The 26,398-nt window shown below is 61.6% G+C and carries 21 protein-coding genes; 16 read left to right on the top strand and 5 right to left on the bottom strand.

What is annotated here, in order from left to right; all coding sequences use genetic code 11:
- Together nrdD and nrdG are read left to right on the top strand one after the other, a co-directional pair.
- Positions 1-1,152 (top strand): anaerobic ribonucleoside-triphosphate reductase (nrdD, locus tag Q0K23_RS02640; protein WP_294517536.1); only part of this gene is annotated, 1,152 nt, incomplete at its 5' end.
- A gap of 352 nt (positions 1,153-1,504) precedes the next feature.
- Positions 1,505-2,032: an anaerobic ribonucleoside-triphosphate reductase activating protein gene (gene nrdG / locus Q0K23_RS02635; protein ID WP_294517534.1), complete on the top strand. Its 528-nt coding sequence runs from the start codon at positions 1,505-1,507 to the stop codon at positions 2,030-2,032.
- On the opposite strand, the gene Q0K23_RS02630 is transcribed toward nrdG, so the two are convergent.
- Positions 2,013-2,267, bottom strand: a complete 255-nt coding sequence (locus tag Q0K23_RS02630) for a hypothetical protein (protein ID WP_294517532.1) — start codon at positions 2,265-2,267, stop codon at positions 2,013-2,015. The genes nrdG and Q0K23_RS02630 overlap by 20 nt on opposite strands.
- Before the next feature lie 82 nt (positions 2,268-2,349).
- On the opposite strand from Q0K23_RS02630, the gene Q0K23_RS02625 reads away from it, so the two are divergent.
- The 3 genes from Q0K23_RS02625 to rsmI are packed head-to-tail and all read left to right on the top strand — an operon-like array spanning position 2,350 to position 4,089.
- A complete protein-coding gene (locus tag Q0K23_RS02625; protein ID WP_294517530.1) occupies positions 2,350-2,565 on the top strand; it encodes a helix-turn-helix domain-containing protein in 216 nt (71 codons plus the stop codon).
- Positions 2,566-2,585: 20 nt separating this feature from the next.
- Complete coding sequence (locus Q0K23_RS02620; protein ID WP_294517527.1) at positions 2,586-3,233, top strand: tRNA1(Val) (adenine(37)-N6)-methyltransferase; 648 nt, start codon at positions 2,586-2,588, stop codon at positions 3,231-3,233.
- A 22-nt stretch (positions 3,234-3,255) separates the two neighbouring features.
- Entirely contained in the window at positions 3,256-4,089 is an 834-nt protein-coding gene (gene rsmI / locus Q0K23_RS02615) for a 16S rRNA (cytidine(1402)-2'-O)-methyltransferase (protein ID WP_294517525.1), read from the top strand.
- Positions 4,090-4,539: 450 nt separating this feature from the next.
- Here rsmI and Q0K23_RS02610 read toward each other — a convergent pair whose 3' ends face one another.
- Complete coding sequence (locus tag Q0K23_RS02610) at positions 4,540-4,782, bottom strand: AbrB/MazE/SpoVT family DNA-binding domain-containing protein (protein ID WP_006571591.1); 243 nt, start codon at positions 4,780-4,782, stop codon at positions 4,540-4,542.
- Between the two features lie 248 nt (positions 4,783-5,030).
- Here Q0K23_RS02610 and Q0K23_RS02605 point away from each other — a divergent pair, with 248 nt between their 5' ends.
- The 5 genes from Q0K23_RS02605 (at position 5,031) to Q0K23_RS02585 (ending at position 8,897) form a co-directional block, all read left to right on the top strand.
- Positions 5,031-5,654 (top strand): spore maturation protein A, encoded by a 624-nt coding sequence (locus tag Q0K23_RS02605; RefSeq protein ID WP_294517520.1) that lies wholly within the window; start codon positions 5,031-5,033, stop codon positions 5,652-5,654.
- The gene (locus Q0K23_RS02600) at positions 5,654-6,169 is read left to right on the top strand and encodes a spore maturation protein (protein ID WP_294517540.1); all 516 of its coding nucleotides are present in this window, start codon (positions 5,654-5,656) and stop codon (positions 6,167-6,169) included. Before Q0K23_RS02605 ends, Q0K23_RS02600 begins: the two co-directional genes overlap by 1 nt.
- Positions 6,170-6,570: 401 nt before the next feature.
- Complete coding sequence (locus tag Q0K23_RS02595) at positions 6,571-6,942, top strand: MerR family transcriptional regulator (RefSeq protein ID WP_294517518.1); 372 nt, start codon at positions 6,571-6,573, stop codon at positions 6,940-6,942.
- On the top strand, positions 6,939-7,637 hold the full coding sequence (locus Q0K23_RS02590; RefSeq protein ID WP_294517516.1) for a flavodoxin: 699 nt from the start codon (positions 6,939-6,941) through the stop codon (positions 7,635-7,637). Before Q0K23_RS02595 ends, Q0K23_RS02590 begins: the two co-directional genes overlap by 4 nt.
- 132 nt (positions 7,638-7,769) lie before the next feature.
- Positions 7,770-8,897, top strand: coding sequence for an aldo/keto reductase (locus Q0K23_RS02585; RefSeq protein ID WP_294517514.1), 1,128 nt, complete (start codon positions 7,770-7,772; stop codon positions 8,895-8,897).
- 51 nt (positions 8,898-8,948) lie between these two features.
- Here Q0K23_RS02585 and Q0K23_RS02580 read toward each other — a convergent pair whose 3' ends face one another.
- Together Q0K23_RS02580 and Q0K23_RS02575 are read right to left on the bottom strand one after the other, a co-directional pair.
- Positions 8,949-9,710 carry a 4Fe-4S binding protein gene (locus tag Q0K23_RS02580; RefSeq protein ID WP_294517510.1) on the bottom strand — a complete coding sequence of 254 codons (762 nt, stop codon included), beginning with the start codon at positions 9,708-9,710 and terminating at the stop codon, positions 8,949-8,951.
- Between the two features lie 53 nt (positions 9,711-9,763).
- Positions 9,764-10,765, bottom strand: a complete 1,002-nt coding sequence (locus Q0K23_RS02575) for an NADP-dependent oxidoreductase (protein WP_294517508.1) — start codon at positions 10,763-10,765, stop codon at positions 9,764-9,766.
- A gap of 155 nt (positions 10,766-10,920) precedes the next feature.
- On the opposite strand from Q0K23_RS02575, the gene Q0K23_RS02570 reads away from it, so the two are divergent.
- Positions 10,921-11,376, top strand: a complete 456-nt coding sequence (locus tag Q0K23_RS02570; RefSeq protein WP_294517505.1) for an Rrf2 family transcriptional regulator — start codon at positions 10,921-10,923, stop codon at positions 11,374-11,376.
- 209 nt (positions 11,377-11,585) lie between these two features.
- Here the strand turns inward: Q0K23_RS02570 and Q0K23_RS02565 are convergent, their stop codons facing one another.
- Positions 11,586-12,440, bottom strand: coding sequence for a MurR/RpiR family transcriptional regulator (locus tag Q0K23_RS02565; protein ID WP_349231223.1), 855 nt, complete (start codon positions 12,438-12,440; stop codon positions 11,586-11,588).
- Between the two features lie 363 nt (positions 12,441-12,803).
- Between Q0K23_RS02565 and Q0K23_RS02560 the strand changes: the two genes are divergently transcribed.
- From Q0K23_RS02560 to Q0K23_RS02540, 5 genes are all read left to right on the top strand, one after another.
- Positions 12,804-14,174 (top strand): FAD-dependent oxidoreductase, encoded by a 1,371-nt coding sequence (locus tag Q0K23_RS02560; protein ID WP_294517499.1) that lies wholly within the window; start codon positions 12,804-12,806, stop codon positions 14,172-14,174.
- Between the two features lie 66 nt (positions 14,175-14,240).
- A complete protein-coding gene (locus Q0K23_RS02555) occupies positions 14,241-15,527 on the top strand; it encodes a citrate transporter (protein ID WP_294517498.1) in 1,287 nt (428 codons plus the stop codon).
- 84 nt (positions 15,528-15,611) lie between these two features.
- The gene (locus tag Q0K23_RS02550; RefSeq protein WP_294517497.1) at positions 15,612-17,750 is read left to right on the top strand and encodes a hydantoinase/oxoprolinase family protein; all 2,139 of its coding nucleotides are present in this window, start codon (positions 15,612-15,614) and stop codon (positions 17,748-17,750) included.
- Positions 17,751-17,767: 17 nt separating this feature from the next.
- On the top strand, positions 17,768-18,430 hold the full coding sequence (locus tag Q0K23_RS02545) for a hypothetical protein (protein ID WP_294517496.1): 663 nt from the start codon (positions 17,768-17,770) through the stop codon (positions 18,428-18,430).
- Positions 18,427-26,331 (top strand): sialate O-acetylesterase, encoded by a 7,905-nt coding sequence (locus Q0K23_RS02540; protein WP_294517495.1) that lies wholly within the window; start codon positions 18,427-18,429, stop codon positions 26,329-26,331. Before Q0K23_RS02545 ends, Q0K23_RS02540 begins: the two co-directional genes overlap by 4 nt.
- Positions 26,332-26,398 lie beyond the last annotated feature (67 nt).

Here is a 26,398-nt window from a genome sequence, read left to right as displayed (position 1 = left end):
ATCCAGATCTTCCGGGTGAAGGAGGGCGTCAACTACAACCCCGGCGAGCCCAACTACGACCTGTTCCAGCTGGCCATCCGCTGCTCCGCCAAGCGGCTGTTCCCCAACTTCAGCTTTATCGACGCCCCCTTCAACCTGCAGTACTACGATCCCAAGCGTCCTGAGACCGAGATCGCCTACATGGGCTGCCGCACCCGGGTCATCGGCAATGTGTACGACCCCAGCCGGGAGATCTGCAACGGCCGGGGCAACCTGTCCTTCACCACCATCAACCTGCCCCGTCTGGCCATCAAGGCCAAGGGGGACCTGGACGCCTTCTTCGAGGGCCTGGACCGGATGATGGACCTGTGCGTGGACCAGCTGCTGGAGCGGTTCGAGATTCAGTGCCGCAAGCACGTGCGGAACTACCCCTTCCTCATGGGCCAGGGCGTCTGGCTTGACAGCGACAAGCTGGACTGGGACGACGAGGTCCGTGAGGTGCTCAAGCACGGCACCCTGTCCGTGGGCTTCATCGGCCTGGCCGAGACCCTGAAGGCCCTCATCGGCGTGCACCACGGCGAGAGCGAGAAGGCCCAGGTCCTGGGCCTGGAGATCATCTCCCACATGCGGGCCCGCATGGACGCGGAGAGCGAGAAGCGGGGGCTCAACTTCTCCCTGCTGGCCACCCCCGCCGAGGGCCTGTCCGGCCGCTTTGTGAAGATGGACAAGGCTCGCTTCGGCGTCATGGAGGGCATCACCGACCGGGAGTACTACACCAATTCCTTCCACGTGCCGGTGTACTACCCCATCTCCGCCTACGACAAGATTCGCATCGAGGCCCCCTACCACGCCCTCACCAACGCCGGCCACATCAGCTACATCGAGATGGACGGCGACCCCACCGAGAACCTGGAGGCCTTTGAGAAGGTCATCCGCTGCATGAAGGAGAACGGCATCGGCTACGGCTCCGTGAACCACCCGGTGGATCGGGACCCTGTGTGCGGCTTCTCCGGCATCATCGGCGACCAGTGCCCCGGCTGCGGCCGCACCGAGGCCGACGGCGTGTCCTTTGAGCGCATCCGCCGCATCACCGGCTACCTGGTGGGCACCCTGGACCGCTTCAACAACGCCAAGCGGGCCGAGGAGCACGACCGGGTGAAGCACTCGGTGTAAGCAAAGAATAAGAGCAGTGCCCCTGCCGCCATGCGGCAGGGGCACTTTTTCAGTCAAAAGAGCGGCAAGGCCGCTCTTTTGAGTCAGATACAGCCCACTGCGCGCATAATTTGCCCGCTTGATGCGGACAAATTCCACACTTGCGGGCTGAGAAGAATTTTCTCCGACGTATATGCCGCCGGAGAAAATGAATTTTATTTGATTCGCGCCTGCGGGCGCGAACTCTGCGAGGCTTTTACCTGAGCCCAGTGGTCTAAAGCAACTTTTGGTCCTGCGCTCCCTGATTTCCTTGTGCTTTGGTGGGGGAGCGGCTATAATGGAGAAAACAGCGTTTACAGAAAGGAACGAGCCTATGAGAATCGCGTCCACCATGTCCGATTCCATTGTGGACGGCCCGGGACTCCGCTTTACGGTGTTCACCCAGGGCTGCCCCCATAACTGTCCCGGCTGCCACAACCCGGAGACCCACGACCCCGCCGGCGGGCGGGAGGAGGATGTGGGGGCGCTGGCGGAGCGGATGGGGAAGAACCCCCTCACCGACGGCCTCACCCTCTCGGGCGGGGACCCCTTCCTCCAGGCGGAGGAGTGCGCCAGGCTGGCCGCCCTGGCCCACGGCCAGGGGAAGAACGTGTGGACCTACACCGGCTACACCTGGGAGGTCCTTACTGCCGCCGGGCGGCCCGACTGGGACGCCCTACTGGCCCAGACCGACGTGCTGGTGGATGGGCCCTTTGTGGAGGCACAGAAGTCCTATGACGCCCTGTTCCGGGGCTCCACCAACCAGCGGCTCATCGACGTGGCCGCCAGCCGCCGGGCGGGCAGGGTGGTGCTGTGGACCCGGCCCGACCCGCTGGCCCACTTCACGGTTCCCGAGTCGTAAGACACTCCGGCCCGGCGGGGGAGCAGTCCCGGGCCAGGCCGACGCCTGTGCGCAGGCCCAGGTAGAAGGCGTGGACAGCCAGAAAGCGGAACAGAGCCTCCTGCTCCTGCCGTGCCTGTCCGGTGTGGCTGTTCTCCCACAGGGAGAAGAGGTGCTCCGCCTCCAGATCCCTGGGCTGATTGTCCAGATAGGGCTTGATGTAGCTGCTGTACAGGAAGCGGGAAAAATCGGTCATAGAGAGCACCTTCTCACGAACTTTTGTGATGTGTATATCATAACACGGCTTTTTATGATGTGTCAAGAGGGAGCATACAAGTATGGACATTATTTTGCCCAGCCTTGCGGAGCGGCTGAAGCCCCTTCGGAAAGCCAAGGGGAAAACCCAGAAAGAAATGGGAGAGCTGTTGGGGGTAACGGAGCGGCACTATCAAAAGATTGAATATGGCACCGTGAATCTTCCGGCCACCACGCTTATCTTTCTGGCGGACTATTTTGACGTGACCACCGACTATCTGCTGGGTCGGGAGGACTGAACCGAGAGGAGGGAGGGGCCGTGCCGCCCATTGAACAGCTTGGCCCCTTCTCCTACCGCTGGGAGGAGGGCTGCTTTCCCCTGGGGCAGGACAGCCTGCTGCTGGGGTCCTTCGCCACGGTGAAGCCGGGGTGGAGGGTGTGTGACCTGGGGAGCGGCGCGGGGGCGCTGCTGCTCCTGCTGCTAGGCCGGGTTTCCACTTTGACGGTCTGCGGTGTGGAAATTTCCCCCATGGCCGCCGATGCTGCCCGGAGCAATCTGGCGGACAACGGCCTGCCGGGGGAGATCATCACCGGCGACTTGAGGGATTTGTCCGGCCTGCCGCCGGCGGGACAGTGGGATCTGGTGGTGTCCAACCCGCCCTGGTTCCCCGACGGCTCCGGCCGCTCCGGCGGCCCGGAGCGGATGGAGGAACAGTGTACCCTGGAGCAGCTGTGTGCCGCGGCCGCCCGGTGTCTGAAAAACGGCGGCCGCTTTGCCCTGGTCCACCGGCCCGACCGGCTGACGGATTTGCTGTGCACGCTCCGGGCCGCCGGACTGGAGCCAAAGCGGATGCAGCTGGTGCAGCACAGGGAGGACAAGGCCCCCTCCGCCGTGCTGCTGGAGGCGGTGCGGCAGGGCCGCCCGGGGTTGGACGTCCTGCCCGTGCGGACAGGGCCGGTAAACTGATTGATTTTCTGGAGGTGGCCCAATGGCCGGAATACTCTATCTGGTCCCCACGCCCATCGGCAACCTGGGGGACATGTCCCAGCGCATGATCGACACCCTGGCAGAGGCGGACTTTATCGCCGCCGAGGACACCCGGGTGTCCCTGAAGCTGCTCAACCACCTGGGGCTGAAAAAGCCCATGGTGAGCTACTACCGCCACAACACCGAGACCGGCGGCCAGACCGTGCTCAACCGCCTGCTGGCGGGGGAGAGCTGCGCCCTGGTCACCGACGCGGGCACCCCCGCCATCTCCGACCCCGGCGAGGAGCTGGTAAAGCTGTGCGCCGACAACGGCGTGGAGGTCATCTCCATCCCCGGACCCTGCGCCCTGGTCACCGCCCTGTCGGTGTCCGGCCTGCCCACCGGCCGGTTCACCTTTGAGGGCTTCCTGCCCATGAACAAGAAGAACCGGAAGGCCCATCTGCTCTCCCTGGCCGGGGAACAGCGGACCATGATCTTCTACGAGGCGCCCCACAAGCTGAGTGCCACCCTGGCCGATCTGCGGGACACCTTCGGCGGGGACCGGCGGATCTCCCTGTGCCGGGAGCTGACCAAGCTCCACGAGGAGGTGCGCCGCACCACCCTGGATGAGGCCGTGGCCTGGTACCAGGCCAACAGCCCCAAGGGGGAGTTCGTGCTGGTGGTGGAGGGTGCCCAGCCCGTGGAGGAGGAGGGCGTCAGCCCGGAGGACGGCCTGGCCCTGGTGGAGCGCTACCGGGGTGAGGGGCTCTCCCTGCGGGACGCCGCCCGCCGTGCGGCAGAGGAGACCGGCCTGCCCCGGAAGGAGCTCTATGACCGGGCGCTAGGGAAAAAATAGTAGTTTGTCCGAAAAACTTGGAGACTAAAACAATATGCAGCCAGCATACAGCGGCGCGGCGTCCTCGGACGCCGCGCCGCTTTTTGGTCTATGGCCCAATGGGAGAAGCTGGAACGGGGAAAAATGACGAATGGAAAAGAAGGATATCCTATTTTGTAAGTAATTGTAAAAAAATATTATACATAAAGTATATAGTTGGAATTTTATAACTTCACCGAATCATCAAATTTCTCTTTGAATATCGAAGGAAATACGTAAAATGCGACATATATATTTCCGCCTCGAAAAGGTCAAATGGGGAGAAAAATGTAACAAAAACCATTTGCCATGTATTGTATTACATAATTTATATTACTGGGGAAGAAGAGGCCGCGCCTGGCGAGCGAAAAAGAGCAGACAAAACGCCCCCTCTCAGAGAAGAAAGGGAGCGTTCGATCTATATCAGCGGCATTACTTGCCGAGAAGTTCCTTAATGCAGTTGGGGCACACGTTCTTGCCCTTGAAATTGATCACGTCCTTGGCGTCATCACAGAAGATGCAGGCAGGCTGATATTTCTTTAAGACGATAGAAGATCCGTCCACGTAGATTTCAAGGGAATCTTTCTCGGCAATATCCAAGGTGCGGCGGAGCTCGATCGGGAGCACAATTCGGCCCAGCTCGTCCACCTTTCTTACAATTCCAGTCGATTTCATTCCTTTTTCTCCTTTCGTCGACTCAAAGTAGTTTCCGCGTTTTTCCACTATTACCTAGAAACTGACATCATTATAACACAGAGTATTCCAAAGTCAATGAAAAGATGGAAAATTTATTATTGTTCACATCAAGTTCATGTTTTTCCCATGTTAAGAAAAGGAAAAAATTTTATGTTTGTTTTAAAAATCTTGGACATGTTTCTGTAAAAGGCCGAATAGCATGGAGGGGGAAAGGAAGGTGGAACACAATGGCAATGTCGGCGATCTGGACGGCCATGGTGGTGCTCTCCATCCTCTGCGGCCTGGCCACCGGTCGGGAGGCGGAGGTGGCGGCAGGGGCTGTGGAGGGCGCTGCCGCGGCGGTGGAGCTGTGTCTGGCCATGGCAGGGCTGCTGTGCCTGTGGATGGGCGTGATGGAGATCATGAAGCGGTCGGGACTTTCGGAGAAGCTGTCCGCCCTGCTCCGGCCCATTCTGAGGCGGCTCTACCCCGACTTTGCCGGCGACCGGGAGGTGATGGACGCCATCTCGGCCAACGTGTCTGCCAACCTGCTGGGTCTGGGCAATGCCGCTACCCCGCTGGGAATCCAGGCGGCCCGCCGCATGAGCAAAAAGACCCCGGGTGTGGCGTCGGATTCACTGTGTATGCTGGTGGTGTGCAATACGGCCTCCATCCAGCTGATCCCCACCACCGTGGCGGGGGTACGGGCTGCGGCGGGCTGCGCCGCCCCCTTTGATATCCTGCCCGCCGTGTGGCTGGCCTCCGCCCTATCGGTGACGGCGGGGATTCTGGCCAGCCGGGCGATGGCCGGGCTGTGGCGTCTGCGGGAGGGGCGGCATGCCCCGGGACGGAGGACGAACGGGTGGAGCTGATGGTCAATCTGCTGATGCCGGGCATCATCGCCCTCACCGCCCTTTGGGGCATGGCCAGGCGGGTGGATGTATACGACGCCCTGGTCACCGGCGCCGGGGAGGGCCTGGGTGTGCTGATCCGTATCGTGCCGCCCATGATCGGCCTGCTCACGGCGGTGTATATGCTCCGGGCGTCCGGCGCGCTGGAGCTGGCCGCCCAGGCCCTGGGGCCGGTACTGGAGCTGCTGGGCATTCCGCCGGAGACTGTGGCCCTGCTGCTGGTGCGCCCGGTCTCGGGCAGCGCAGCGCTGGGCGTTGGGGCGGAACTCATCTCCACCTACGGCCCGGACTCCACCATCGGCCGCACTGCAGCCGTCATGCTGGGCTCCACCGAGACCACCTTCTACACCATCGCCGTCTACTTCGGTGCAGCCGGCATCACCAGGACCCGATACGCAGTCCCTGCCGCCCTGTGCGCCGATCTGGTGGGCTTTGCCGCCGCCGCCTTTGCCGTGCGGCTGTTTTTTCCGTCGTGAACTGTCTGCTGTGCGGCTTCGCCTACTTTGATCCAGCGGGGCCTTTGCTGGAGCTGCAGGAACAAATTTGACCTAACAGGGTGCCGGGAGTTTTTTCCGGCGCCCTGTTTCTTCAAAAATTTCTGTGCATAAAGATTCTTCGTAATCTTTCTGCTATGGGGAAGCATATGATTGCATATTGCGGGTCTTTTCCCGCCGATGCCGCCAGCGTCAGCCTTCCGCCCGGATGCCCGAAACTTCCCCTCATTGAGAGGCTGTACCGGCGTTGCGGAAACGGATCAAGAATGCCTCCTGTCTATACCTGATAATCCGAAATAAGTATTAGACATATATCAAAAACCGCTTTAGAATGTGGGTGTCCAGAGGAGAACACCCGCATTTTTTGATTTGGAGGTTGCGATATGACCATACAGGAGGCAAGCGAGCGCTATCAGATCCCCATGCATATCCTGCGGGAGTATGAGGGCTGGGGGCTGTGCGGAGCGGTCAAAAAGGTGATGGGTGACTGGCAGTACGACGATACCGATCTGGAACGGCTGAGCACCATCATGACCCTCCACGACATCGGATTCACCACGGAAGAGGTGGAGGTCTATATGCGGCTTCTGCTGGAGGGTGAGCCCTCTGGCGCCCAGCGGCTCCATATGCTGGAAGAGAAGCGCAGCGCCGCTTTGAATGAGATCCACTTCAAGGAGCGTCAGCTCCAGCGGCTGGATTACCTGCGGCATGAGATCCGAAAAACACAGGGATGGACAGGAGGTACCGTGAAATGAGACGAATTCTTGCACTGCTGGCTGCTTTGGCCCTCGCCTGTGGCCTGACGGCCTGTGGGAGAACCGCAACCCAGAGCGACCCGTCCCAGTCCATACAGGAGGAGCAGTCCGGGGGCGAAATTCCCTCCTCCACCCAGTCCGCGCCCCCCGGTGCCGCCACGCCGGACGAGAGCGAGCCCCCTGCGGATGGGGAACCCAAAGTGCTTGTGGCCTACTTCTCCGCCACGGGCAGTACGGAGGGCATTGCCCGGCATCTTCAGACCGTTCTGGCGGCCGGCCTCTACCAGATCGTCCCCGAAGACCCTTACACCAGTGACGATCTGAACTACAGCAATGATGATTGCCGCGCCAACCAGGAGCAGAATGATCCCGATGCCCGGCCCGCCATTTCCGAAGACGCGGAAAATATGGAGGATTACGACGTGGTGTTCCTAGGATACCCCATCTGGTGGGGGCAGGCGCCCAAGATTATCTACACGTTCCTGGAGCGCTACGACTTTGACGGCGTGACCATTGTACCCTTCTGCACCTCCGGCTCCAGCGGCATTGGGGGCAGTCTGGAGGATCTCCAGGCGCTGGCTCCCAACGCCCGGTGGCTGGATGGCCAGCGCTTCAGCGGCGGCGCATCGGAATCTGACGTGGCCTCCTGGGTGGAGGGCCTGGAGCTCCTGCCCGGCGCGGATGAGGGGACTTGAGGCGGCCTCTGCCGCCGCGGAGCAGGATATGAATTCACCTGGAGGTGGTTTTAGGGAGCCGCCACGCCGGATACCCGCAGTCCGAATGCCCCACCCATGAGACCAAAAATAAAATGAAAAGGAGCTGTTCCCATGATTTACAAGGACTTTCAAGGCATGAAACTTTCCAACCTGGGTATGGGCTGCATGCGCCTGCCCGTGGTGGGCGGAGACGACGCCGTGGTGGACCAGGCCGCCGTGGAGGAGATGGTGGCCCTGGCCATGGAGCGAGGCGTCAACTACTATGACACCGCCTGGGGCTACCACGCCGGTAACTCCGAGCTGGCCATCGGCAAGGCGCTGGCCGCCTATCCCCGGGACAAGTTCTATCTGGCGGACAAGTTTCCCGGCTATGACCTGAGCAATATGGGGAAGGTGAAGGAGATCTTCGAGGAACAGCTGAAGAAGTGCCGGGTGGACTACTTCGACTTTTACCTGTTCCACAATGTGTGCGAGATGAATATCGACGCCTACCTGGACCCCGAGTACGGCATTCTGGACTATCTGCTGGAGCAGAAGAAAAACGGCCGTATCCGCCATCTGGGCTTCTCCTGTCACGGGGCCATGCCGGTGCTGAAGCGGTTCCTGGAGGCCTACGGGGAGCACATGGAGTTCTGCCAGCTCCAGCTCAACTACATTGACTGGACCTTCCAGGGCGGAAAGGAAAAAGTGGAGCTGCTGGAGCAGTACCACATTCCCGTGTGGGTGATGGAGCCCCTCCGGGGCGGCCGGCTGGCCCGCCTGAGTGAAAAGGAGTCCGCAGTGCTCCAGGCCATGGCGACTCAGCGGCCCATTCCCGCCTGGGCCTTCCGGTTCCTGCAGCACATCCCCAATGTGGTGGTCATTCTCTCCGGCATGTCCAATCTGGACCAGCTGAAGGACAATCTTGCCACCTTTGAGACGGAAGATCCCCTGACGGAGCGGGAGTGGGACGGCCTGCTGGCCCTGGGCGGAGAGATGACCAACCCCAAGGCGTTGGCCTGCACTGCCTGCCGGTACTGCACCAGCCACTGCCCCCAGGGACTGGACATTCCGCATCTGCTGGCGCTGTACAATGAGCACCGGTTCACCGGCGGCGGCTTCATCGCCCCCATGGCCCTCTCCGCCATTCCGGCGGACAAGCAGCCCAGCGCCTGTATCGGCTGCCGCAGCTGTGAGGCGGTGTGCCCCCAGCAGCTGAAGATCTCGGAGGCCATGGCCGATTTCAGCGCCATGTTATAAGACGGCAGGGCGCTCCTGCCCTATGCGTTCTTGCCGGGAGAGGCGGTTCCATCACAGAAACAGTTCGCAGTCCTTCCGCGTGGAGCAGGCCTTCTTCAGCACCAGGCCCACAGCCGCCAGCATGGCGGAATTCACCTTGCGGGCGGAGTGGGGGCAGACCGATACGCAGCGCATACAGGAGATGCAGGCCTTTTCGTCCACTTTTTTCGGGTCGTCCGGATGGACCGCCTGAACAGGGCAGGCCTGAGCGCACACGCCGCACCGGGTGCACGCTTTGGTGGGCCTGGGGACCATACCGGCCCCACCCGCTTTTTTGTAGGGGCGGTTGCCGGGGATCGGGGGCTCCGCAGCATCGCCGGAAGAGAGCTTCTCACGGAGCTGCTTGGCGAATTGGGTGAGCTGCCGGACATCCTGCTCATCCGGTCTGCCGGCGGCAAACTGTCGGGCAATGGAGTGCTCCGCCACCGCAGCCACAGCCCCGATCACCCGAAACCCCGCCTGCTTGGCGGTATCCTGCAGCTCTGCCAGTGTGTCCTCATAGGCCCGGTTTCCATAGACGCAGACCAAAACAGCGCGGGCCCCGTTGCCCTGGACAGCGGCAAGGCGCTCCACGGCGGTGGCCGGGACACGGCCTCCGTAGGACGGCACGGCGATAACAGCCACATCCTCCTGGGTCAGCGCCACGGCGCCAAAATTGGTTTTGTGGTCTGCCAGATCCACCCGGACGGCCTCGTCCGTCAGTGCGCCGGTCAGGATATCCGCCACCTTTTGGGTCCCGCCCGTGGGGCTGAAACAAAGCTCATACATCTTCATGGAACGTTCCTCCTTATGTTTTGCTGCGCCGTTGAAACGGCTGCATCTTCAGGTCAAATTGTAAGGATCACTTTGCCGGCGAGCGGGCCCCGCTCCACCAGCCCCAGGGCCTCGTCGGCCTGAGAAAGGGTGAAATGATGGGGGTCCACAGCGGGCACCATATGGCGTTTCTCCACGATCTCCGTCACCTTCTGCAGCTGTGCGCCGTCGGAGCGGACAAACAGAAAGCGGTATTCCTTTCCCTGCTTTCGGGCGGCCCGGTCATATTTGCGGCCAGCCAGCGAGAACAGGACCTTTTTGAGGGGCGAAACCTGATTCCGCACCGCAAACGTCCGGTTGGGGCCGGTCCGCAGGCTCAGCAGCCGCCCGCCTCTTTTCAGCACAGACAGCTCATGCTCAAATTCGGCAGGGCCCAGGGTGTCGATGACATGATCGATCCCGGACAAAACCTCCCAGTAGTTTTCCTTTTTGTAGTCTATGTACTGGTCTGCGCCCAGTGCCAGGATCTGCTCCCGGGCGCGGCCGTTGCCGGTGACGATGACGCGGAGGCCCAGTGCTTTCGCAATGGGGACTGCCATCTGTCCGAAGCTGCCCGAGCCCCCGGGGATCAGCACCGTCTCTCCCGGTTTTGCGTCCAGCTCCTCCACGATTCCCTGATAGGCGGTCAGGCCAGTCAGCGGAATGGCGGCAGCTGCGGCAAACGCATAACCCTCCGGCATTTTTGCCACCGCGCTCTGATCCACAGCCACATATTCCGCAAAGGCACCGATCTTGTTCAGCGGAAGCCGGGTGTAGACCCGATCCCCAACCTGAAAATCCGTCACATTCCGCCCGGTCTGCTTCACGATGCCGGCGCATTCGTTTCCCAGGGTAAGGGGCATGGGGTAGTTCTGGATCAGCTTTACACGCCCGTTGAGGATCAGGAGTTCCAGCGGATTGACCGCCGCCGCTTTCACTTGGATCGGCACTTCACAATCCGTGGGTTCAGGCTGCGGGATGTCCCGCAGGGTCGTTTGGATGTTTTTGGAGTAGCCGTTAATTTGTACCGCTTTCATACAGGACCTCTTTCTGACTGGATCTGTTTTTATGAATCACTCACTTGCAATTTTCCGGGAAGGCCGGTAAAATGACAGATGTAAAGAATTGAGTTACATCTCTTGCAGTGTATCATCATATCAATTGAAGCCGGCCGATACGGAAAGGACCTCATATGCAGATCAGTATGAAATGTTCAGTGGCGGTACATTGTCTCATCTTCATTTATGAAGCCAGGGGCATTGCCAAGGTGACCAGCGGCCTCCTTGCCGAGAGCACGGGATGTAATCCCGTGGTGATCCGCAATATCATGAGCGCCCTGAAAAAAACGGGGCTGATTACCGTTCCCCGGGGGACAGGCGGCGCGGAGCTGTGCGCAGACCCGGACCAGATCACACTGTATCAGATCTATACCGCTTTGGAGCCCCATGGGCTAGCCTCTCTGATCGGAATCCATCCCTGCCAGGAGAGGGCGTGCCCTGTGGCCCAGAATATCCGCAAGGTATTGCAGTCTCCTTACCATCAGATCGAGGACGCCGTCCGGCAGGCCATGGAGGGCGTCACACTGCGCTCTATGATCGATGAATTTGAGAGTATCGTCCATCCGCCGGAAGAGAAAGCGGACTGCTGACGGAAACGCCCTCAACCGCAGCGCCCTGCGAAGAAAGCCGCATCCCCTTGGGGATGCGGCTTTCTTTCTATTTGGGGCCAACACAAAATAGGGACATGCGGATTTACACATGTCCCTACTCCTCCCATATGCGCACTAAGCCCCATGGGTTCCCAACAGGAACCCATGGGGCTTACCTCGTGTCAGGTACTTTTGTAAGGAGACAGAGGTCAGAATTCGAAGAAGTAGCTGTCCATCGTCTGCTGGCTGTTGAGGATGGAGTCGCTGTTGAGCCGCCTCTGCTTCAGGTTTTTGTCGCTCTCCAGCAGGGCGCAGTAGAGCACATCGGTGACATAGAGGAACATCAGATTATTGGAGACAGAGACTGAGTTCTGTGTGGTGATGCGGTCGCTGATGATAAATTTGTAGTCCACAAGGGTACTGAGCTTGGGGGAGTCATAGCTGGTGATGGAGAGGATGGTGGCGCCGCGCTCCCGGCAGGTGGTGATGGCGTGGTAGAGCTCCCGCATCATAAGCGTGGGCGCGATGACGATGACCAGGTCTCCCTTGTTGACACAGCTGGAGTAGACCCTGATATTTCCCGGCTCGGAGATGGCCTTTGCATAGAGGCCCACCATACTGAGCTTAAACTCCAGCTCACGGGCCACAAAGCCAGTGTAGGAGAGGGAGAAGATAAAGATGTGAGGTGCAGTGCGCATTTCAGCGGCAGCCCGGAGGACCTGCTCCTCGTCCAGCATGGCGGTGGTGTTGACCAGCATATGGCGGTAGTCGTTGCTGACCGTGGCGACAAGGCCGGTCTGGCGCTCAGCGCCGGACTCCTGCATGGAGTTATAGAAGTTGTCCTGTGCCAACGCGACTTTGAAGCTGTTGAAGCCTTTGAAGCCGATCTTCTTGCAGAAACGGTTGATGCTGGCTTCTGAGGTGTTGGTGTTTTTTGCGATGGCTGTAATCGTGCTGGTCACGACGCTGTCGGCATTGTGGATGACATACTGTGCGATCTCATTCTCGCTGACAGTTAAGCTCTGCTGCATGGATATGATTTTTGCAATAACGGCGGAGACCACAAGCATCCTCCTTTTTGATAAAACGCCAAGAGTGTGTATGCGAGAGCAAAAATTCAGATTTTGATACAAAATCGGGGAAACAGTTTCATTTACTAAATATATCATAAAAAATGGCAAAAATCAAATAGTGTGCGGATAAGACAAAAAATCTGTCAACTTGAACAAATCAGAAAACATCAAATTATATAAAAATAATTTTCAATCATATTGACAGTTTTAGAAAATGAATATATAATATAGCTAAAATAAAGAGAGAAAAATAAAAAGTAATGTGCAAAAAGCAAATAAAACGAAAAAGACAAATCTAAATATACGAAAATTTTGAAAATAATGCACGGAAGAAATGAAAAGGGGAGGAAAAGGGTGGAACGGACGCTTTACACAAAAAAGTTCGATGTTGTGGTCGTGGGCGGCGGCGTTTCGGGGTGTGCCGCAGCGCTGGCCGCGGCGAGAAACGGCGCAGACGTCCTGGTGCTGGAGCAGAACGGCTATCTGGGCGGAACGCTGACAGGGTGCGGCGTGGGCCCCATGATGACCTTCCATGCCGGGGAAAAGCAGGTGATTCTGGGGATCATGGAAGAGCTGGTGGAAGAACTGGTCCGGCGGGGGCAGTCCCCCGGGCATGTTCCGGACACCAAGCAGTACACCAGCACCATCACCCCCTTTGACGCGGAAGGCCTTAAGCTCCTTTTGGACGAGAAGCTGGCGGAGGCCGGCTGCACCGTGCTCTTCCACACGTTCGTGGGCGCGGTACAGACGGAGCACGGGTCCATCACCGGGCTGACGGTGTGCAATAAGGACGGGCTGAACGGCCTGTCCGCCAAGGTGTACATAGACGCTACCGGCGACGGCGACGTGGCCGCCTGGGCAGGCGCGCCCATGGCAAAAGGCAGGCCGGAGGACGGGGCCGCCCAGCCCATGACCATGAAGATGAAATACTGCGGCGTGGATACGGAACAGCTGAAAGGCTATGTGCTGTCCAACCCGGAGAAGTTCCCCAAGCTGGCGCCCTATATGGAGATCTTTCGCCGGCCGGTCCCGGTGGACCTGGAGGGGTTTGACGATGCGTTCGCCCGGGCCAAGGCGGCGGGAGAGCTGTCCATCCGCCGGGAGAATGTGCTCATGTTCGCCACGGGGCGGCCGGGCGAGTACATCATCAATACCACCAGGATCGTGGATCACGACGGCACGGATGCGGCCAGCCTGAGCGAGGCCGAGCAGATCGGCCGCCGCCAGTGCGCGGAGCTGGACCGGTTCCTGCGGGAACAGGTGCCCGGCTTCCAACAGGCCATGCTGGAGTTTACAGGCCCTTCCGTGGGGGTCAGAGGCTCCCGCCAGCTGATAGGCAAGTACACGCTGACAGCAGAGGACATCCTGGCCTGCCGGCCCTTTGAGGACAGGATCGCGCACTCGGCCTATCCCATCGATATCCACAATCCCAAGGGCGAGGGGACGGACAGCACATTTGCGGCGCAAAAGGGCGCCTTCTATGCGATCCCCTACTCCATTATGATCTGTCCGCAGATCAGGAATCTGATCGTCACCGGACGCTGCGTTTCCGCCACATTTGAGGCGCAGGCGGCGATCCGCACCACACCCACAGTAGGCGCAATGGGGCAGGCCGCCGGAGTGGCCGCCGCAATGGCCGCTGCCGGGTCTGGAAATACCGGGGAGGTGAATGTAAAACAGCTTCAGCGCACACTGGTGGAACAGGGGGCCTATCTGGAGCTCTGAGCCCGTGCGAGGAGGGGACCCTGCACAAAAGAGAATGGAATAAAAGAGAAAACAGGAGGAAAAGTCATGGAAATTGTACAGGCAATTGGAATTTTTGCGATTTTTGCAGTGTGCGTCGTCCTGATGATGATGCGCAAGCTTCCCACAATCCTGGCACTCCCCATCATGGCGGTCGGCATCGCCCTGGTGGCGGGGATCCCCTTTATCTCCTCCGACGCAGAGGCGTTCACCGTGGCAAAAGATGTTCTGGAATCCGGTTCCATGCGTATGAGCACTGCCATTGCGGGCCTGTTTTTCGGCGGCATTTTCGGCAAGGTGCTCACCAAGGTGGGCGTCACCCGTACCATCATCCGCAAGGCCGCTGAGCTGGCCGGCGACAAGCCTCTGCCCATCGCGCTGGCCTTCCTGGTGGTGTGCTCCCTGATCTTCGCCGCCTCCAACGGCCTGGGCATGGTCATTCTGGTGGGCACCATCATCATCCCCATCATGATCTCCGCCGGTGTGAGCCCCCTGGTGGCCGGCGCTGTGCTCCTCTTCTCCAACGGCATCGGCGTCACCTTCAGCGTGGGCACGCTGGGCGTGTACATCGACACCCTGGGCCTGCCTCTGGAGACCGTCACCGCTTATTCCTGGATGTGCGGCATCCCCCTGATGGTGATCGCCGTGGTGTGGATCGTGTTCTACATCAAGCGCGGCACCAAGACCCGCAAGGCGTGGGCCATGCCCGCTTCCGAGCCTGTGGCGGAGAAGAACGTCCGCGCCATCGCCCTCATCAGCCCCATTATTCCTGTGGTGCTGGTGTTTGCCTTCAGCATGCCCCTGGTTCCCTCCATCGTGATCGGCATTGTGGCGGCCCTGATTCTGGCCACCCCGAAGAACCCTGTGCAGGTGGTCACCGGCTCCGTTGTGGAGGGTATCCAGGACACCGCCGGCGCCGCCGCGCTGATGATCGGCATCGGCATGACGCTGAACGCCGTTATGGCGCCCCAGGTGGCCACGGTGCTCCAGCCTGTCATTTCCGCCCTCATCCCCACCAACGAGGTGATGTTCGTCCTGATCTTCGGCCTGCTGAGCGTGCTGGCCATCTACCGCGGCCCGCTCAACGTCTGGGGCCTGGGCAGCGGCGTTGTAGCCCTGCTGGCCGCCTCCGGCATGAACCCGGTGGCCGCCATGGTGGCCCTGCGCCTGGACTCCAATATCCAGTCGGTCTGCGACCCCACCAACTCCCACAATGTCTGGGTGTCCGATTTCACCAAGATCGACGTCAACGAGTACCTGAAGAAGACCATCCTCTGGATCATGGTCTCCACCTTTGTGGGCCTGATCGTGGCCAGCTTCTTCGTGGCGATCTGAATTTTCCTGTTTCGTCTGTCCGGCCCCCGAAAGGTGCGGCCGGACAGACGAAACGGTATTCCCCGCGAAATTTGGAGGTAAGCAATGAGTAAGAAAGTACGGATTGGCATTGATGTGGGCGGCACCTTCACCGATGCCGTCGTCATTGACGCCAATACCTATGAGGTAATCGCAAAGCGGAAGATCCCCACCACCCACAAGGAGGGCGTGGCCCACGGCGTGGTGAAGATCATCTCCGCGCTGATGGAGGAAAACCACATCTCCCCCGAGGACGTGGTGTTCATTGCCCACGGCACCACCCAGGCCACCAACGCCCTGCTGGAGGGCGACGTGGCCAGCGTGGGTATTGTGGGCATGGCCACCGGCATCGACGCCAGGGGCGCCCGGGGAGAGACCAATGTGGGGGATATCGAGCTGGCCCCCCACAAATACCTGAAAAGCTACCACACCTTTCTGGACAGCAAGGAGCTGAGCGACGAGAGCATCCGGGCGGCCATCAAGACGCTGAAGGACCAGGGCGCTCAGGTGATCGTGGCCAGCGAGGCCTTCAGTGTGGACGACCCGGCCAACGAGCAGCGGGTCATCCGGACTGCGGAGGAGATGGGGCTCTACTGCACCGGCGGCCATGAGATCAGTCAGCTCTACGGCCTGAAGATGCGTACCCGCACCGCCGTGGTCAACGCCAGCCTGATCCCCAAGATGATGGAGACCGCCAACATGACCGAGCAGGCGGTCCGGGACACCAAGATCAAGTCGGACCTGATGATCATGCGCTGCGACGGCGGCGTTATGAGCATCGACGAGGTGCGCAAGCGCCCCATCCTGACCATGCTCTCCGGCCTGGCGGCCGGTGTGGCCGGCGCGCTGATGTACGAAAAGGTGTCCGACGGCATCTTCTTTGAGGCGGGCGGTACCAGCGTGGATATCAGCGTCATCAAAAACGGCAAGGTCATGATCAAGTATGCCCAGGTGGGCGGCCACAAGACCTATCTCCAGAGCCTGGACGTGCGCACGCTGGGCGTGGCCGGCGGCAGCATGATCCGGGTGCGGGACGGCAGGATCGCCGACGTGGGCCCCAGAAGCGCCCACATCGCGGGCAAGGAGTACGAGTGCTTTGCGCCCGCCGGCGCCATCACCTCCGCCAAGGTGCAGCTGGTCAGCCCCCGCAGCGACGACCCCTGCGAGTATGTCACCGTGCTAGCCCAGGACGGCAGGGAGTACTCCCTCACCCTGGCCGGAGCGGCCAACCTGTTGGGCTACGTGCCGGACCAGGACTACGCTCGGGGCGTGGATGCGTCCAACGCGCCCGCCTGGGAGGCGCTGGGGCAGTATCTGGGCACCACGGGCAGGGAGGCGGCCCGGCAGGTCATGGACCTGGCCATGGAGAAGCTGTCCGCCGTGGTGGAGGACCTGATCGCCGAGTATGACCTGGACCGCAGCTTTATCAGCCTGGTGGGCGGCGGCGGCAGCGGCGCGGTCATTGTCAACGCCCTGGCGGAGAAGATGAAGGTCAAGTGCCAGATGGCCAAGAACGCGCCCTACATTTCCACCATCGGCGTGGCCCTGGCTATGGTGCGGGAGCAGCTGGAGCGCACCATCGCCAACCCCACCGATGAGGACATCAAGCGCATCCGGGCCGATGTGATCGAAAAAATCGTCCGTTCCGGCGCCAAGGAGGATACGGTGGACGTGTCCATCGAGATCGACGCCCAGAAGAATATCCTCCGGGCCATCGCCACCGGCGCCACGGAGCTGCGGCAGAAGAGCCTGGGGGCGGCGGAGCTGAGCCGGGAGGAGATGGGGAAGATCGCGGCGGATTCCCTGGGGGCCCGGGCGGAGGAGACCCGGTATGTCTGCGGTACCGGGCGGTGGAACCTGTTTGAGGGCCAGCTGAACAAGAGAATGCTGGGCGGCCTGATCAAGCTCAAGCGCCGGGGCGTGGCTGTGGTGGACCGGGAGGGCGTGGTACGCCTGCGCAAGGAGCAGGCGTCCTACGTGGCCTTTCCCAAGGGGAGACGGAGGGAGATATTCAACCACTTCCTGGACGACAACACCACCTACTCGGACGCCAATGCCACCATCCCCAAGGTGTTCGTATTTTATAAGGAAAAAATGCTGGATCTGACTGGCATGCAGACAGCGGAACAGCTCTACTCCATTCTGGACGTTGAGACTGAGATGATGGAGGACTCGGAAGAGATACTGGCAGTGGCCTATAAATGAATCGGGGAGGCGGGCGGATGGACGATCGGATCCTGGCGATGTGTGAGCTTTCCAATGACCTGCTGTTTCAGAAGATACCGCCGGAGCGGATGGGGTACTATGTGGACGGCGCTCTGGAGGCGGGGAGAACGGCGGCCGCACAGTTCCGCGGGACGGATATCAGGAGTCTCTACCAGAGCGGCGGTATCCGGATCTACCGGGGCGGGACAGGGAAGAAGGGGTATGGCGTTGTGCTCCGGGGACAGGCCACCATGAGTCCGGAGGGGTGCAGCGTGGAGCTGTACCCCGACTCCATTGAGGAGCTGGCCCGGCACAGCGGCTGGGAGGGACGGCGTCTGACCGGCGAGGAGGCGACGGAGGTCCACCTGGCCCATGAGTTCTTTCACATCTGGGAGTATCAGCAGCACAAGTCCATTGTGGAGGAGCTGGAAGGGGTCGTCAGCTTCTCCCTCCTGGGGCTGAAGCGCCGTTCCCACATCAGCCGGTGCGGGGAGATTGCGGCCCATGCCTTTGCCAAGGAGCTGCTGTCCCTGCCCTGCCTGCCCAATCTGTACGACTATCTCTATCTGATCGACACAGGAAAAATGGCGCGCGGAGATTTTGAGGAACTTTGCAGCCGGATGGAGCGGCTGCTGCTGGGAGAAGATGCGCGCTATGCGGTAGAAGGAGGCGCTAAATGAAAAAGAGGACATGTTCGTTGCTCCTGGCGCTGGCGATGATCCTCAGCTTCATCCCCACCTACGCCACGGCGGAGGATGAGTCCGGGGCGGGGAGCCCCTGGGATCTGCTGGATGCGGACACAGAGTATTATACGGACAGCTTCAAGACCAGCCTGGGCTCAGGCGACAGCGGCAGCGTGAGCCAGGAGGCCGGGTATATCAACATTCTGAAGGGCGACGACAAGAGCAACACGGATGCCGGCAGCTACACCTGGGTGGTGAACAAAGAGAGCATTGACCTGCCGGATACCGTCTTTACCGTTGAGGCCTCCATCCGCCTGTCCGGGCCGGTGGAGGGCGACCGGACCAACGAGTTCTCCGTCCGGGTGAATGGGACGGGAAAATATTTCCCCATCTTCCTGAAGTACGGGACAGAGGACGGCGGCGTTACCAACCGGGGCGACTTCACCCAGGTGGAGCCGGTGGACACCACCCAATGGCACAACTACGGCATGGTGATCGACCCCGCCACCAATCACTACAAGGTCTACGTAGACGGCCAGCTGGTCCTGGAGCAGGATTCCAACTGGGGCCTCACCGGCGCGGACCTGATCCGGCTGGGCGCGGACAACAAGGGGCGCTGCAATATGGACGTGCAGTCCGTCCGGGCGGGTACCGGCGACCTGTCCGCCCAGCTGGGGCCCTATGACGGCTCCGCGGCAGAGAACCCCCGGCTCACCTCGGTCACGCTCTCGGAATACAGCCAGACAGAGGGCCAGGAGCAGCAGGTGACCGTGGCCATCGCGGGCGAGAACCTGGAGAACGACACACCTGTCACTGTAACGCTGGTGGACATCGACAGCGGGGCGGTGGAGGGCGTGGACCCCGCCGAAGGAGCCGTTGTGGACAACGCGGCGGAAGTGACGCTGACCATCCCCGGCACGGTCCCCATGGGCACCTACTATGTGGAGGTCGAGGCGGCGGGCAGCACGCTTCGTTCGGAGGTATATCAGGTGACCTCTAGCCTGCCTGCCCCCGACTTTCCCGCCTTCGCGGCGGTGGGCTATACCATTGAGATGACCGATTACCTGTACAACCCCACCGAGGAGTTCAATTTCCCCACCATTGTGGACACCAAGGACCACCCGGTGAGCAACAGCTTCGGGGACAATGCCTACCGCTACTATCTGTTCTATGCGCCCCACAATAACCCTGCGGGCAACTGCGTGGCAGTGTCCAACTCCCTGGACGGCCCCTGGATTGAGTACGAGAACAATCCCGTGGTGAGCAACAAGTGGGACCCCTATTACAGCGTCTCCCATGTCTCCTCGCCCCAGGTCATGTGGATCGAGGAGCAGGGGTGCTATGTGATGTACTTCCACGGCGAGAACCCCACCACCCGCTACGCCACCTCCACGGATCTGCTCAACTGGACCTACGGGGGAGAAATTGTACACGCCAACGACTTCTCCAAGACCGGCAGCGGCTTCAGCGAGGCCAGCTATGCCCGTGTGTTTGAGCACACCATCCCGGAGCTGGGCAACAAGTACATCATGCTGCTGATGATCACCGGCAGCGGCAACAACATGCACCGCAACATCTACTACGCCTACTCCAGCGACGGCATCAACTGGACTCCGGTGCAGGAGCCCCTGCTCAACCCGGATGAGCTTGGCCCTGAGTACAAGGACAACTTCTCCGGCCCCTGGTTTATGGAGTGGGACGGGCGGTATTTTGTCATCTGCCACGCCTCTTCCGGCGAGATCTACGCCTTTGAGGTGGGGGAGAGCCTGGACCAGTGCATCGAGTGGGGGGAGGTCTACAACTCCCAGGGCGTCCGCAACGTGGACGACGCCAACCCCGACGCCTACCCCGACTACGGCCGGGCGGGCGCGCCCTATTTTATCCAGGACGACGAGGGCCGCTGGCACATGTTCTACGAGGCGGGCAAGCGCCTGAACACCAACATCGTCCACGCGGTGGAGGTGCGGCCCGGTGAGGAAGACCAGCTGGCCCGGGCAGGCCTGACGCTGGACAGCGAAACCCTCACCGTGGGCACGGCCGCTGAGCCTGAGCTGCGGGTCTTCAATAAGAGCAACGCCCAGGTGACCGAGGGTCTCACCTGCACCTATCATGTGGGCGGAGCCGATCCGGACTGCATCACCTACGAGGACGGCGTGATCACTGCCGTAAGCGCGGGCGAGGCCACCGCCTGGGTGGAGGTGACCGCAGAGGACGGCTCCAAGGCGGTCAGCGATAAGATCGGGATCACCGTCAAGGAGAAGGAGGAGCTGCCTCAGGAGGTCATTGTCACCAACCAGATGACCCCCGACAAGACCGCCCTCAATCTGGAGCTGCCCGCCATCTTTAAGGCGGAGGGCGTTCTGGAGGACCCCATCGACAGCTACTACCTCTATTTCAGCTACAACGATGAGAGCGGCGGGACCAGAAGCATCGCGCTGGCCACCGCGCCCGCCCCTGAGGGCCCCTGGACCGTATATGAAAACGGTACTCCGGTGATGACTGCCCAGTCCCTGGGCGTGGCGAGCAGTGTCAACGCCCCCTGGCCCGTGTGGGACAGCGAAAACCAGCGGATGCTGATGTATTACAGCATGGGTTCCACGGCCATTGGCGTGGCGGAATCCGCCGACGGCGTCCACTTTACCAACATTCAGACCGTCTTTGAGGCCGCTTCCGCCCCTGCGGGCAACCAGGCCTATCAGCAGAGCGTCTACGAGTACACCATCGAGGGGCAGGGCAACAAGTATGTGATGCTCTACACCGGAAACGGCTACCGCTCCCAGGACGGGACCTACACCAACGGAAAGCAGATCTTCTATGCCGTGTCTGACGACGGGCTGAACTGGACGGACTCCGGCAAGGTGCTCCAGTTCCCCGACTCCGGCGACAAGGGGAACATCGCCTCGCCCCGGCTGCTGGTGCAGGACGGCGAGCCCTATGTGGTCTACCACAACTCCAACGGCAACATCGGCTACTCCAAGCTGAGCGCCGACTTCTCCGCCGCCTCCCGGCAGGGGATTTTCTACAACTCTGTGGACGGTGAGCCGGACCGGGCCAGAGCTGCCGACGCCTGCTTCCTGCAGGAGGGAGACAGCCTGTACCTCTACTACACGGCCCGCTCCAACAAGGCGAATAACCAGGACGACGCCTCCGTACTTGTCTGCCGGAAGCTGGCGGAGGAGGAGAGCGACATCCTCTTCCAGGACGACTTCAATGACGGCGACGCCGACGGCTGGACGGTGGACAGCGGCACCTGGACCGTGACAGACGGGGCCTACGTGCAGAGCGGTGCGGGCGGCGCCATGGCGTTTGCCGGGGATGACGCGTGGAGCAACTACGAGCTGGAGGTCAAGGTGACCCCCACCGAGACCAGCAAGAACATTGCCGTCATGGTGAGCGGCCGGGCGGACGGCACACAGAACCGCTATGTCGGCGCCTACAACGGCGGCAAGCTGATGATCGACCGGCGCATCGACGGCGGCAGCGTGATCCTGGCCCAGAAGGAATACACCATGGAGCTGGGGCAGACCTATACGCTGAAGATGACCTTCTCCGGCGACAATATCGCGCTGTATGTCAACGGCGTAAAGGAGCTGGAGGCTGTGGACGGCACCCACTCCTCCGGCAGGATCGGCCTTGCCACCTATAACACGTCCGCCAGCTTTGACGATGTGATCGTCCGGGCTGTGGACGGCGCGCCCCAGCCCTCCGCCGGCCTGACTATGGAGGACTTCGGCGACCACCAGGTGATCCAGAGAGACGTGGAAAATGAGAATGCCGTGATCACCGTCAGCGGCACTGTGGCCGCAGAGGGCGCGGCAAAGGTGGAGGCCCGGGTCATGGACTATGACGCCGGCCAGGACGCCGCCGCTGTGGTGGACTGGACCGAGATGGCCTCCGACTTCTCCGCCGGGACCTGGTCCGGCAGCATGACCGTACCCCAGGGCGGCTGGTACCGCCTGGAGGTCCGGGCGCTGGACGCCGGCGGCGCGGTGGTGGAAGAGGCCGCGGGCACCCACAAGTGGGGCGTGGGCATCAATATCCTGTGCATCGGCCAGTCCAATATGGTGGGCCAGGCCACTGAGACCCCGCGCACCCAGGCCAGCGACCTGGTGGCCAACTACACCCGTTCCGGCCAGTGGACCCACCTGGTGGACCCCTATGACGGCGCGGGCGGTTCCATGACCCCCGCCCTGGGCAACTACCTGGTGGAGACGCTGGGTATCCCCGTGGGCTTTGTCCCTGCGGCCGACTCGGGCTCCGGTCTCCACGCGCCCAATGTGGGCCATGCGGCCACCCGCTACTGGATGTACTACACCAGCGCGGACGACACCTCCACCCTTTACGGAAAGGCAGTCACCCGGGCCAAGGCCGCGGGCGGCGTGGAGCTGATGGTGTGGAACCAGGGCGAGACCGACGGCCGTCTGATGATCGCCGAGGAGGTCTACGAGCAGGACATGAAGACCCTGCTCCAGAGATTCCGCGACGACCTGGGCGACCAGACCATCCCCATGTTCCTCTGCCAGATCGGCACCCATAACCCCAACATCTCCAACGACGCGGCCTATACCGCTATCCGCAACGCCCAGCACGACCTGGACGACGGGGAGAACTTCTTCCTGGCGGCCACGGAGATGGAGTTTGCCCGCAAGGACACCGCCCACTACAAGAAGGACGGCCAGGACGAGATCGGCCGCCGCGTGGCAAACAGCATCCTCTACTACTACGGCGAGAGCGACTACTACCGCGGGCCCTACATCTCCGGCGCGGAGTATGTGGACGGAGACCGGAGCGTCATCGACGTGAAGATCACCCACCGCGGCGGCAGTGACATCACCCCCGCCACAGGCAATATCCCCGGCTTTACCGTCCTCAATGGAACGGAGGAGGTGGAGGTGCTGTCCGCCGTGCGGCAGGATGCCGACACCATCCGCCTGACCCTGGCGGAGGCCATCCCCGAGGGCGGCAGCGGCCAGGTGCGCTACCTCTACGGCCTCAACCCCTTTGTGGATGCGTACGACACCAGCTCCACGGTGAGCGATCTCCAGGCCAATGCCACTGTGGTCAAGGACAACACCCCCCTTCAGCTCCCCCTGGAGAATACCACCACACCGGTCCTGGTGGAAGGCGATCAGGCCCCTGCCGCCGGTTGGGATCTGATGGACCACGCCATGGCGCCCGACTGGACGGCGGACGGCTGGCGCTCCTCTACAAAGACGGGCAGCATCACGCAACAGGACGAGTACATTAACATCAGCAAGCCCAACGAGAGCGGCATCGGCACGGAGAAGCTCTATCACTGGGTGATCTCCCCCGCAACCCTGGCGCTGCCCAGAGACGGCTTTACCCTCCAGGTGGAGGCCAGGGTAGCCGGCATGGTGGACAACCAGGCCAATGAGATCGCCGTGCGCATGGGCACGGACGCCAACGACACCGACGGCAAGATCGCCTCCATTTTCCTGGGCTACGGCGAGGACGGCTTTGTCAGCACCATGTCCAACGGCACAGGCGAGTACACCATGGCGCTGGACACCACCGTGTGGCATACCTTCAGTATTGTAGTGCGGCTGGACGCGGGCGTGTATGTGTTCGATCTCTTCGTGGACGACCAGCTGGCCTTTGAAAATGTCCCCCTCACCACCTACAAGGGCGGCGACCTGATCCGCCTGGGCGCTGACAACGGCGGCCGCTGCAATCTGGATGTGAAGCATGTCCGGCTGGGCACCGGCGAGGTGCTGCCCGACGGCGTGTCTCCTGCCCGGGTGACAGAGGTCACCCTCTCCGGTACCAGCCAGAAGGAGACCGAGAGCGCTGTGGTGGATGTGAGCGTCACCGGCACCGGCTTTGCCGACGGCGAGCAGGTGACCCTGACCCTGGTGGACAAGCGCCATCAGGCGGTGGACGGCGTGGCTCCGGCCACGGCCTCCTTCATCGGCGGCACCGCTTCCGCCCAGCTCACCATCCCCAGCGGCCTGGCAGTCAACGGCTACTATGTGAAGGCCGTGGCCAACGGACGGACCCGGTACTCCGGCGTCTACAACGTGGAGGCCGACCGCACCGCCCCGGTGTTCCCTGAGTTCACCGCCCAGGGCTATACCATTGAGCTGGAAGACTATATCTACAACCCCACAAATGAGTTCAATTTCCCCACCATTGTGGACACCAAGGACCACCCCGTGAGCAACGAGCTGGGCGACTACCGCTACTACCTGTTCTACGCGCCCCATGACAATCCCGCAGGCAACTGCGTGGCCGTATCCAACTCTCTGGACGGGCCCTGGATCGAGTACGATGGCAACCCGGTGGTGTCCAACCAGTGGGATCCCTACTACGATGTCTCCCACGTGTCCTCTCCCTACGTCATGTGGCTGGAGGAACAGGGGTGCTACATCATGTACTTCCACGGGGAGAACCCCGTCACCCGCTATGCCCTGTCCGATGACCTGCTCCACTGGGAGTACGGCGGCGAGTGCCTCAGAGCCACTGATTTCCGCAGCGACGGCGGCGAGGCCAGCTATGCCCGTGTGTTTGAGCACACCATCCCGGAGCTGGGCAACAAGTATATCATGCTGCTGATGATCAGCCCCACCGGCGGCTTCAGCGACAAGAACCGGGACATCTGCTGGGCCTATTCCGACAACGGCACCGACTGGACAGTGGTTCAGGAACCGCTGCTGGACCCCACCATGAACGACGAGTACCAGGGGAACTTCTCCGGTCCCTGGTTCATGCCCTGGGAGGTGGACGGTGAGACCCGTTACTTTGTCATCTGCCACGCCTCCTCCGGCAACATGTACGCCTTTGAGGTGGGCGAGAGCCTGAACGAGTGCATCGAGTGGGGCGTGTTCTACGACTCCAAGGACTCTGCCGACCCCGACAACCCGGACGATGAGAGCGCCTATCCCGACTACGGCCGCGCCGGAGCGCCCTGCTTCATTCAGGACGACGAGGGCCGCTGGCACATGTTCTACGAGGGCGGCAAGCGGCTCCACGCCAATATCGTCCACGCCACCGCCCCCGCTGAGGAGGCGCCCGGCGAGGAGACGGCCGATTACATGCCGCCCACCGCTTCCGGAAGCGTGGAAACCCTGCCGGACGGCAGCAAGCTGGTCACGCAGAGAGACCTGATCACCGGCGATGTCACCGAGACGCTGACCCGGCCCGACGGCGTGACGGCGCAGACCACGGTCACCGAGGCCGGGGAGGCGCAGAGCCGGATCACCATCCCCGCCGGTGTGGACGGCGCTGTGGTGGAGGTCCCCTCCGGCAGCGGCAATGTGGCGGTCCGCGTGGAGGAAGACGGGACCGAGACCGTTCTGCCCATCGCATACATCCAGAATGGACGGGCCCGCATCTGGCTGGAGGAATCCGCGGTCATCCGCTTTGAGCAGAGAGCGGCGTCCTTCACCGACATTACAGACGCCGAGATCAAGGCGGCTGCGGAGCAGATGGCCGCCCAGGGCATCTTCTCCGGTACGGGAGATCAGACCTTTGCGCCTGAGCTTCCCGTGGACCGCGCCACCTTGGTGACCGTGCTCTACCGGCTGGACGGCATGGAGAAGGCGGACCGGCCCGCGGACTTCATGGATGTGGAGGCCGGGGCGTGGTACGCCGACGCGGTGGCCTGGTGCCAGGACAGCGGCGTGACCAACGGCGTGGGCGGCGGACGGTTTGCGCCTGACGCTGCCCTGACGTGGGAGCAGACAGCCGTCATGCTCTACCGGTACGCGGGAGCGCTGGGCGTCGTGGAGCCTGAGGATGGGACGCTGACCGAGCGGGAGGCAGCTCTCCTGTGGTGCGCCGAGACGGGCGTGGGAGCGGCTGAGAACCCGGGCAGAGCCGTAGACCGCGGCCAGCTCGCCCTTACCATCCAGCGCTATATCAAGGCCCTGGTGGGCTGAGCTTCAGATCCCCGGGCCGGCGGCAGGACGATCTCCTGCCGCCGGCCCTCCATGATACCAAAAAGGA

Origin of the sequence: uncultured Pseudoflavonifractor sp. (assembly GCF_944387275.1) — a bacterium.
GTDB lineage: Bacteria > Bacillota > Clostridia > Oscillospirales > Oscillospiraceae > Pseudoflavonifractor > Pseudoflavonifractor intestinihominis.
The sequence above is the reverse complement of the archived record's forward strand: the minus strand, read 5'-3'. Positions and strand labels throughout refer to the sequence as shown.

Excerpts from the sequence above, each read along its gene's own strand:
- nrdG (WP_294517534.1), top strand. The coding sequence starts at position 1,505 with ATGAGAATCGCGTCCACCATGTCCGATTCCATTGTGGACGGCCCGGGA.
- Q0K23_RS02630 (WP_294517532.1), bottom strand. The coding sequence starts at position 2,267 with ATGACCGATTTTTCCCGCTTCCTGTACAGCAGCTACATCAAGCCCTAT.
- Q0K23_RS02625 (WP_294517530.1), top strand. The coding sequence starts at position 2,350 with ATGGACATTATTTTGCCCAGCCTTGCGGAGCGGCTGAAGCCCCTTCGG.
- rsmI (WP_294517525.1), top strand. The coding sequence starts at position 3,256 with ATGGCCGGAATACTCTATCTGGTCCCCACGCCCATCGGCAACCTGGGG.
- Q0K23_RS02610 (WP_006571591.1), bottom strand. The coding sequence starts at position 4,782 with ATGAAATCGACTGGAATTGTAAGAAAGGTGGACGAGCTGGGCCGAATT.
- Q0K23_RS02605 (WP_294517520.1), top strand. The coding sequence starts at position 5,031 with ATGGCAATGTCGGCGATCTGGACGGCCATGGTGGTGCTCTCCATCCTC.
- Q0K23_RS02600 (WP_294517540.1), top strand. The coding sequence starts at position 5,654 with ATGGTCAATCTGCTGATGCCGGGCATCATCGCCCTCACCGCCCTTTGG.
- Q0K23_RS02595 (WP_294517518.1), top strand. The coding sequence starts at position 6,571 with ATGACCATACAGGAGGCAAGCGAGCGCTATCAGATCCCCATGCATATC.
- Q0K23_RS02590 (WP_294517516.1), top strand. The coding sequence starts at position 6,939 with ATGAGACGAATTCTTGCACTGCTGGCTGCTTTGGCCCTCGCCTGTGGC.
- Q0K23_RS02585 (WP_294517514.1), top strand. The coding sequence starts at position 7,770 with ATGATTTACAAGGACTTTCAAGGCATGAAACTTTCCAACCTGGGTATG.
- Q0K23_RS02580 (WP_294517510.1), bottom strand. The coding sequence starts at position 9,710 with ATGAAGATGTATGAGCTTTGTTTCAGCCCCACGGGCGGGACCCAAAAG.
- Q0K23_RS02575 (WP_294517508.1), bottom strand. The coding sequence starts at position 10,765 with ATGAAAGCGGTACAAATTAACGGCTACTCCAAAAACATCCAAACGACC.
- Q0K23_RS02570 (WP_294517505.1), top strand. The coding sequence starts at position 10,921 with ATGCAGATCAGTATGAAATGTTCAGTGGCGGTACATTGTCTCATCTTC.
- Q0K23_RS02555 (WP_294517498.1), top strand. The coding sequence starts at position 14,241 with ATGGAAATTGTACAGGCAATTGGAATTTTTGCGATTTTTGCAGTGTGC.
- Q0K23_RS02550 (WP_294517497.1), top strand. The coding sequence starts at position 15,612 with ATGAGTAAGAAAGTACGGATTGGCATTGATGTGGGCGGCACCTTCACC.
- Q0K23_RS02545 (WP_294517496.1), top strand. The coding sequence starts at position 17,768 with ATGGACGATCGGATCCTGGCGATGTGTGAGCTTTCCAATGACCTGCTG.
- Q0K23_RS02540 (WP_294517495.1), top strand. The coding sequence starts at position 18,427 with ATGAAAAAGAGGACATGTTCGTTGCTCCTGGCGCTGGCGATGATCCTC.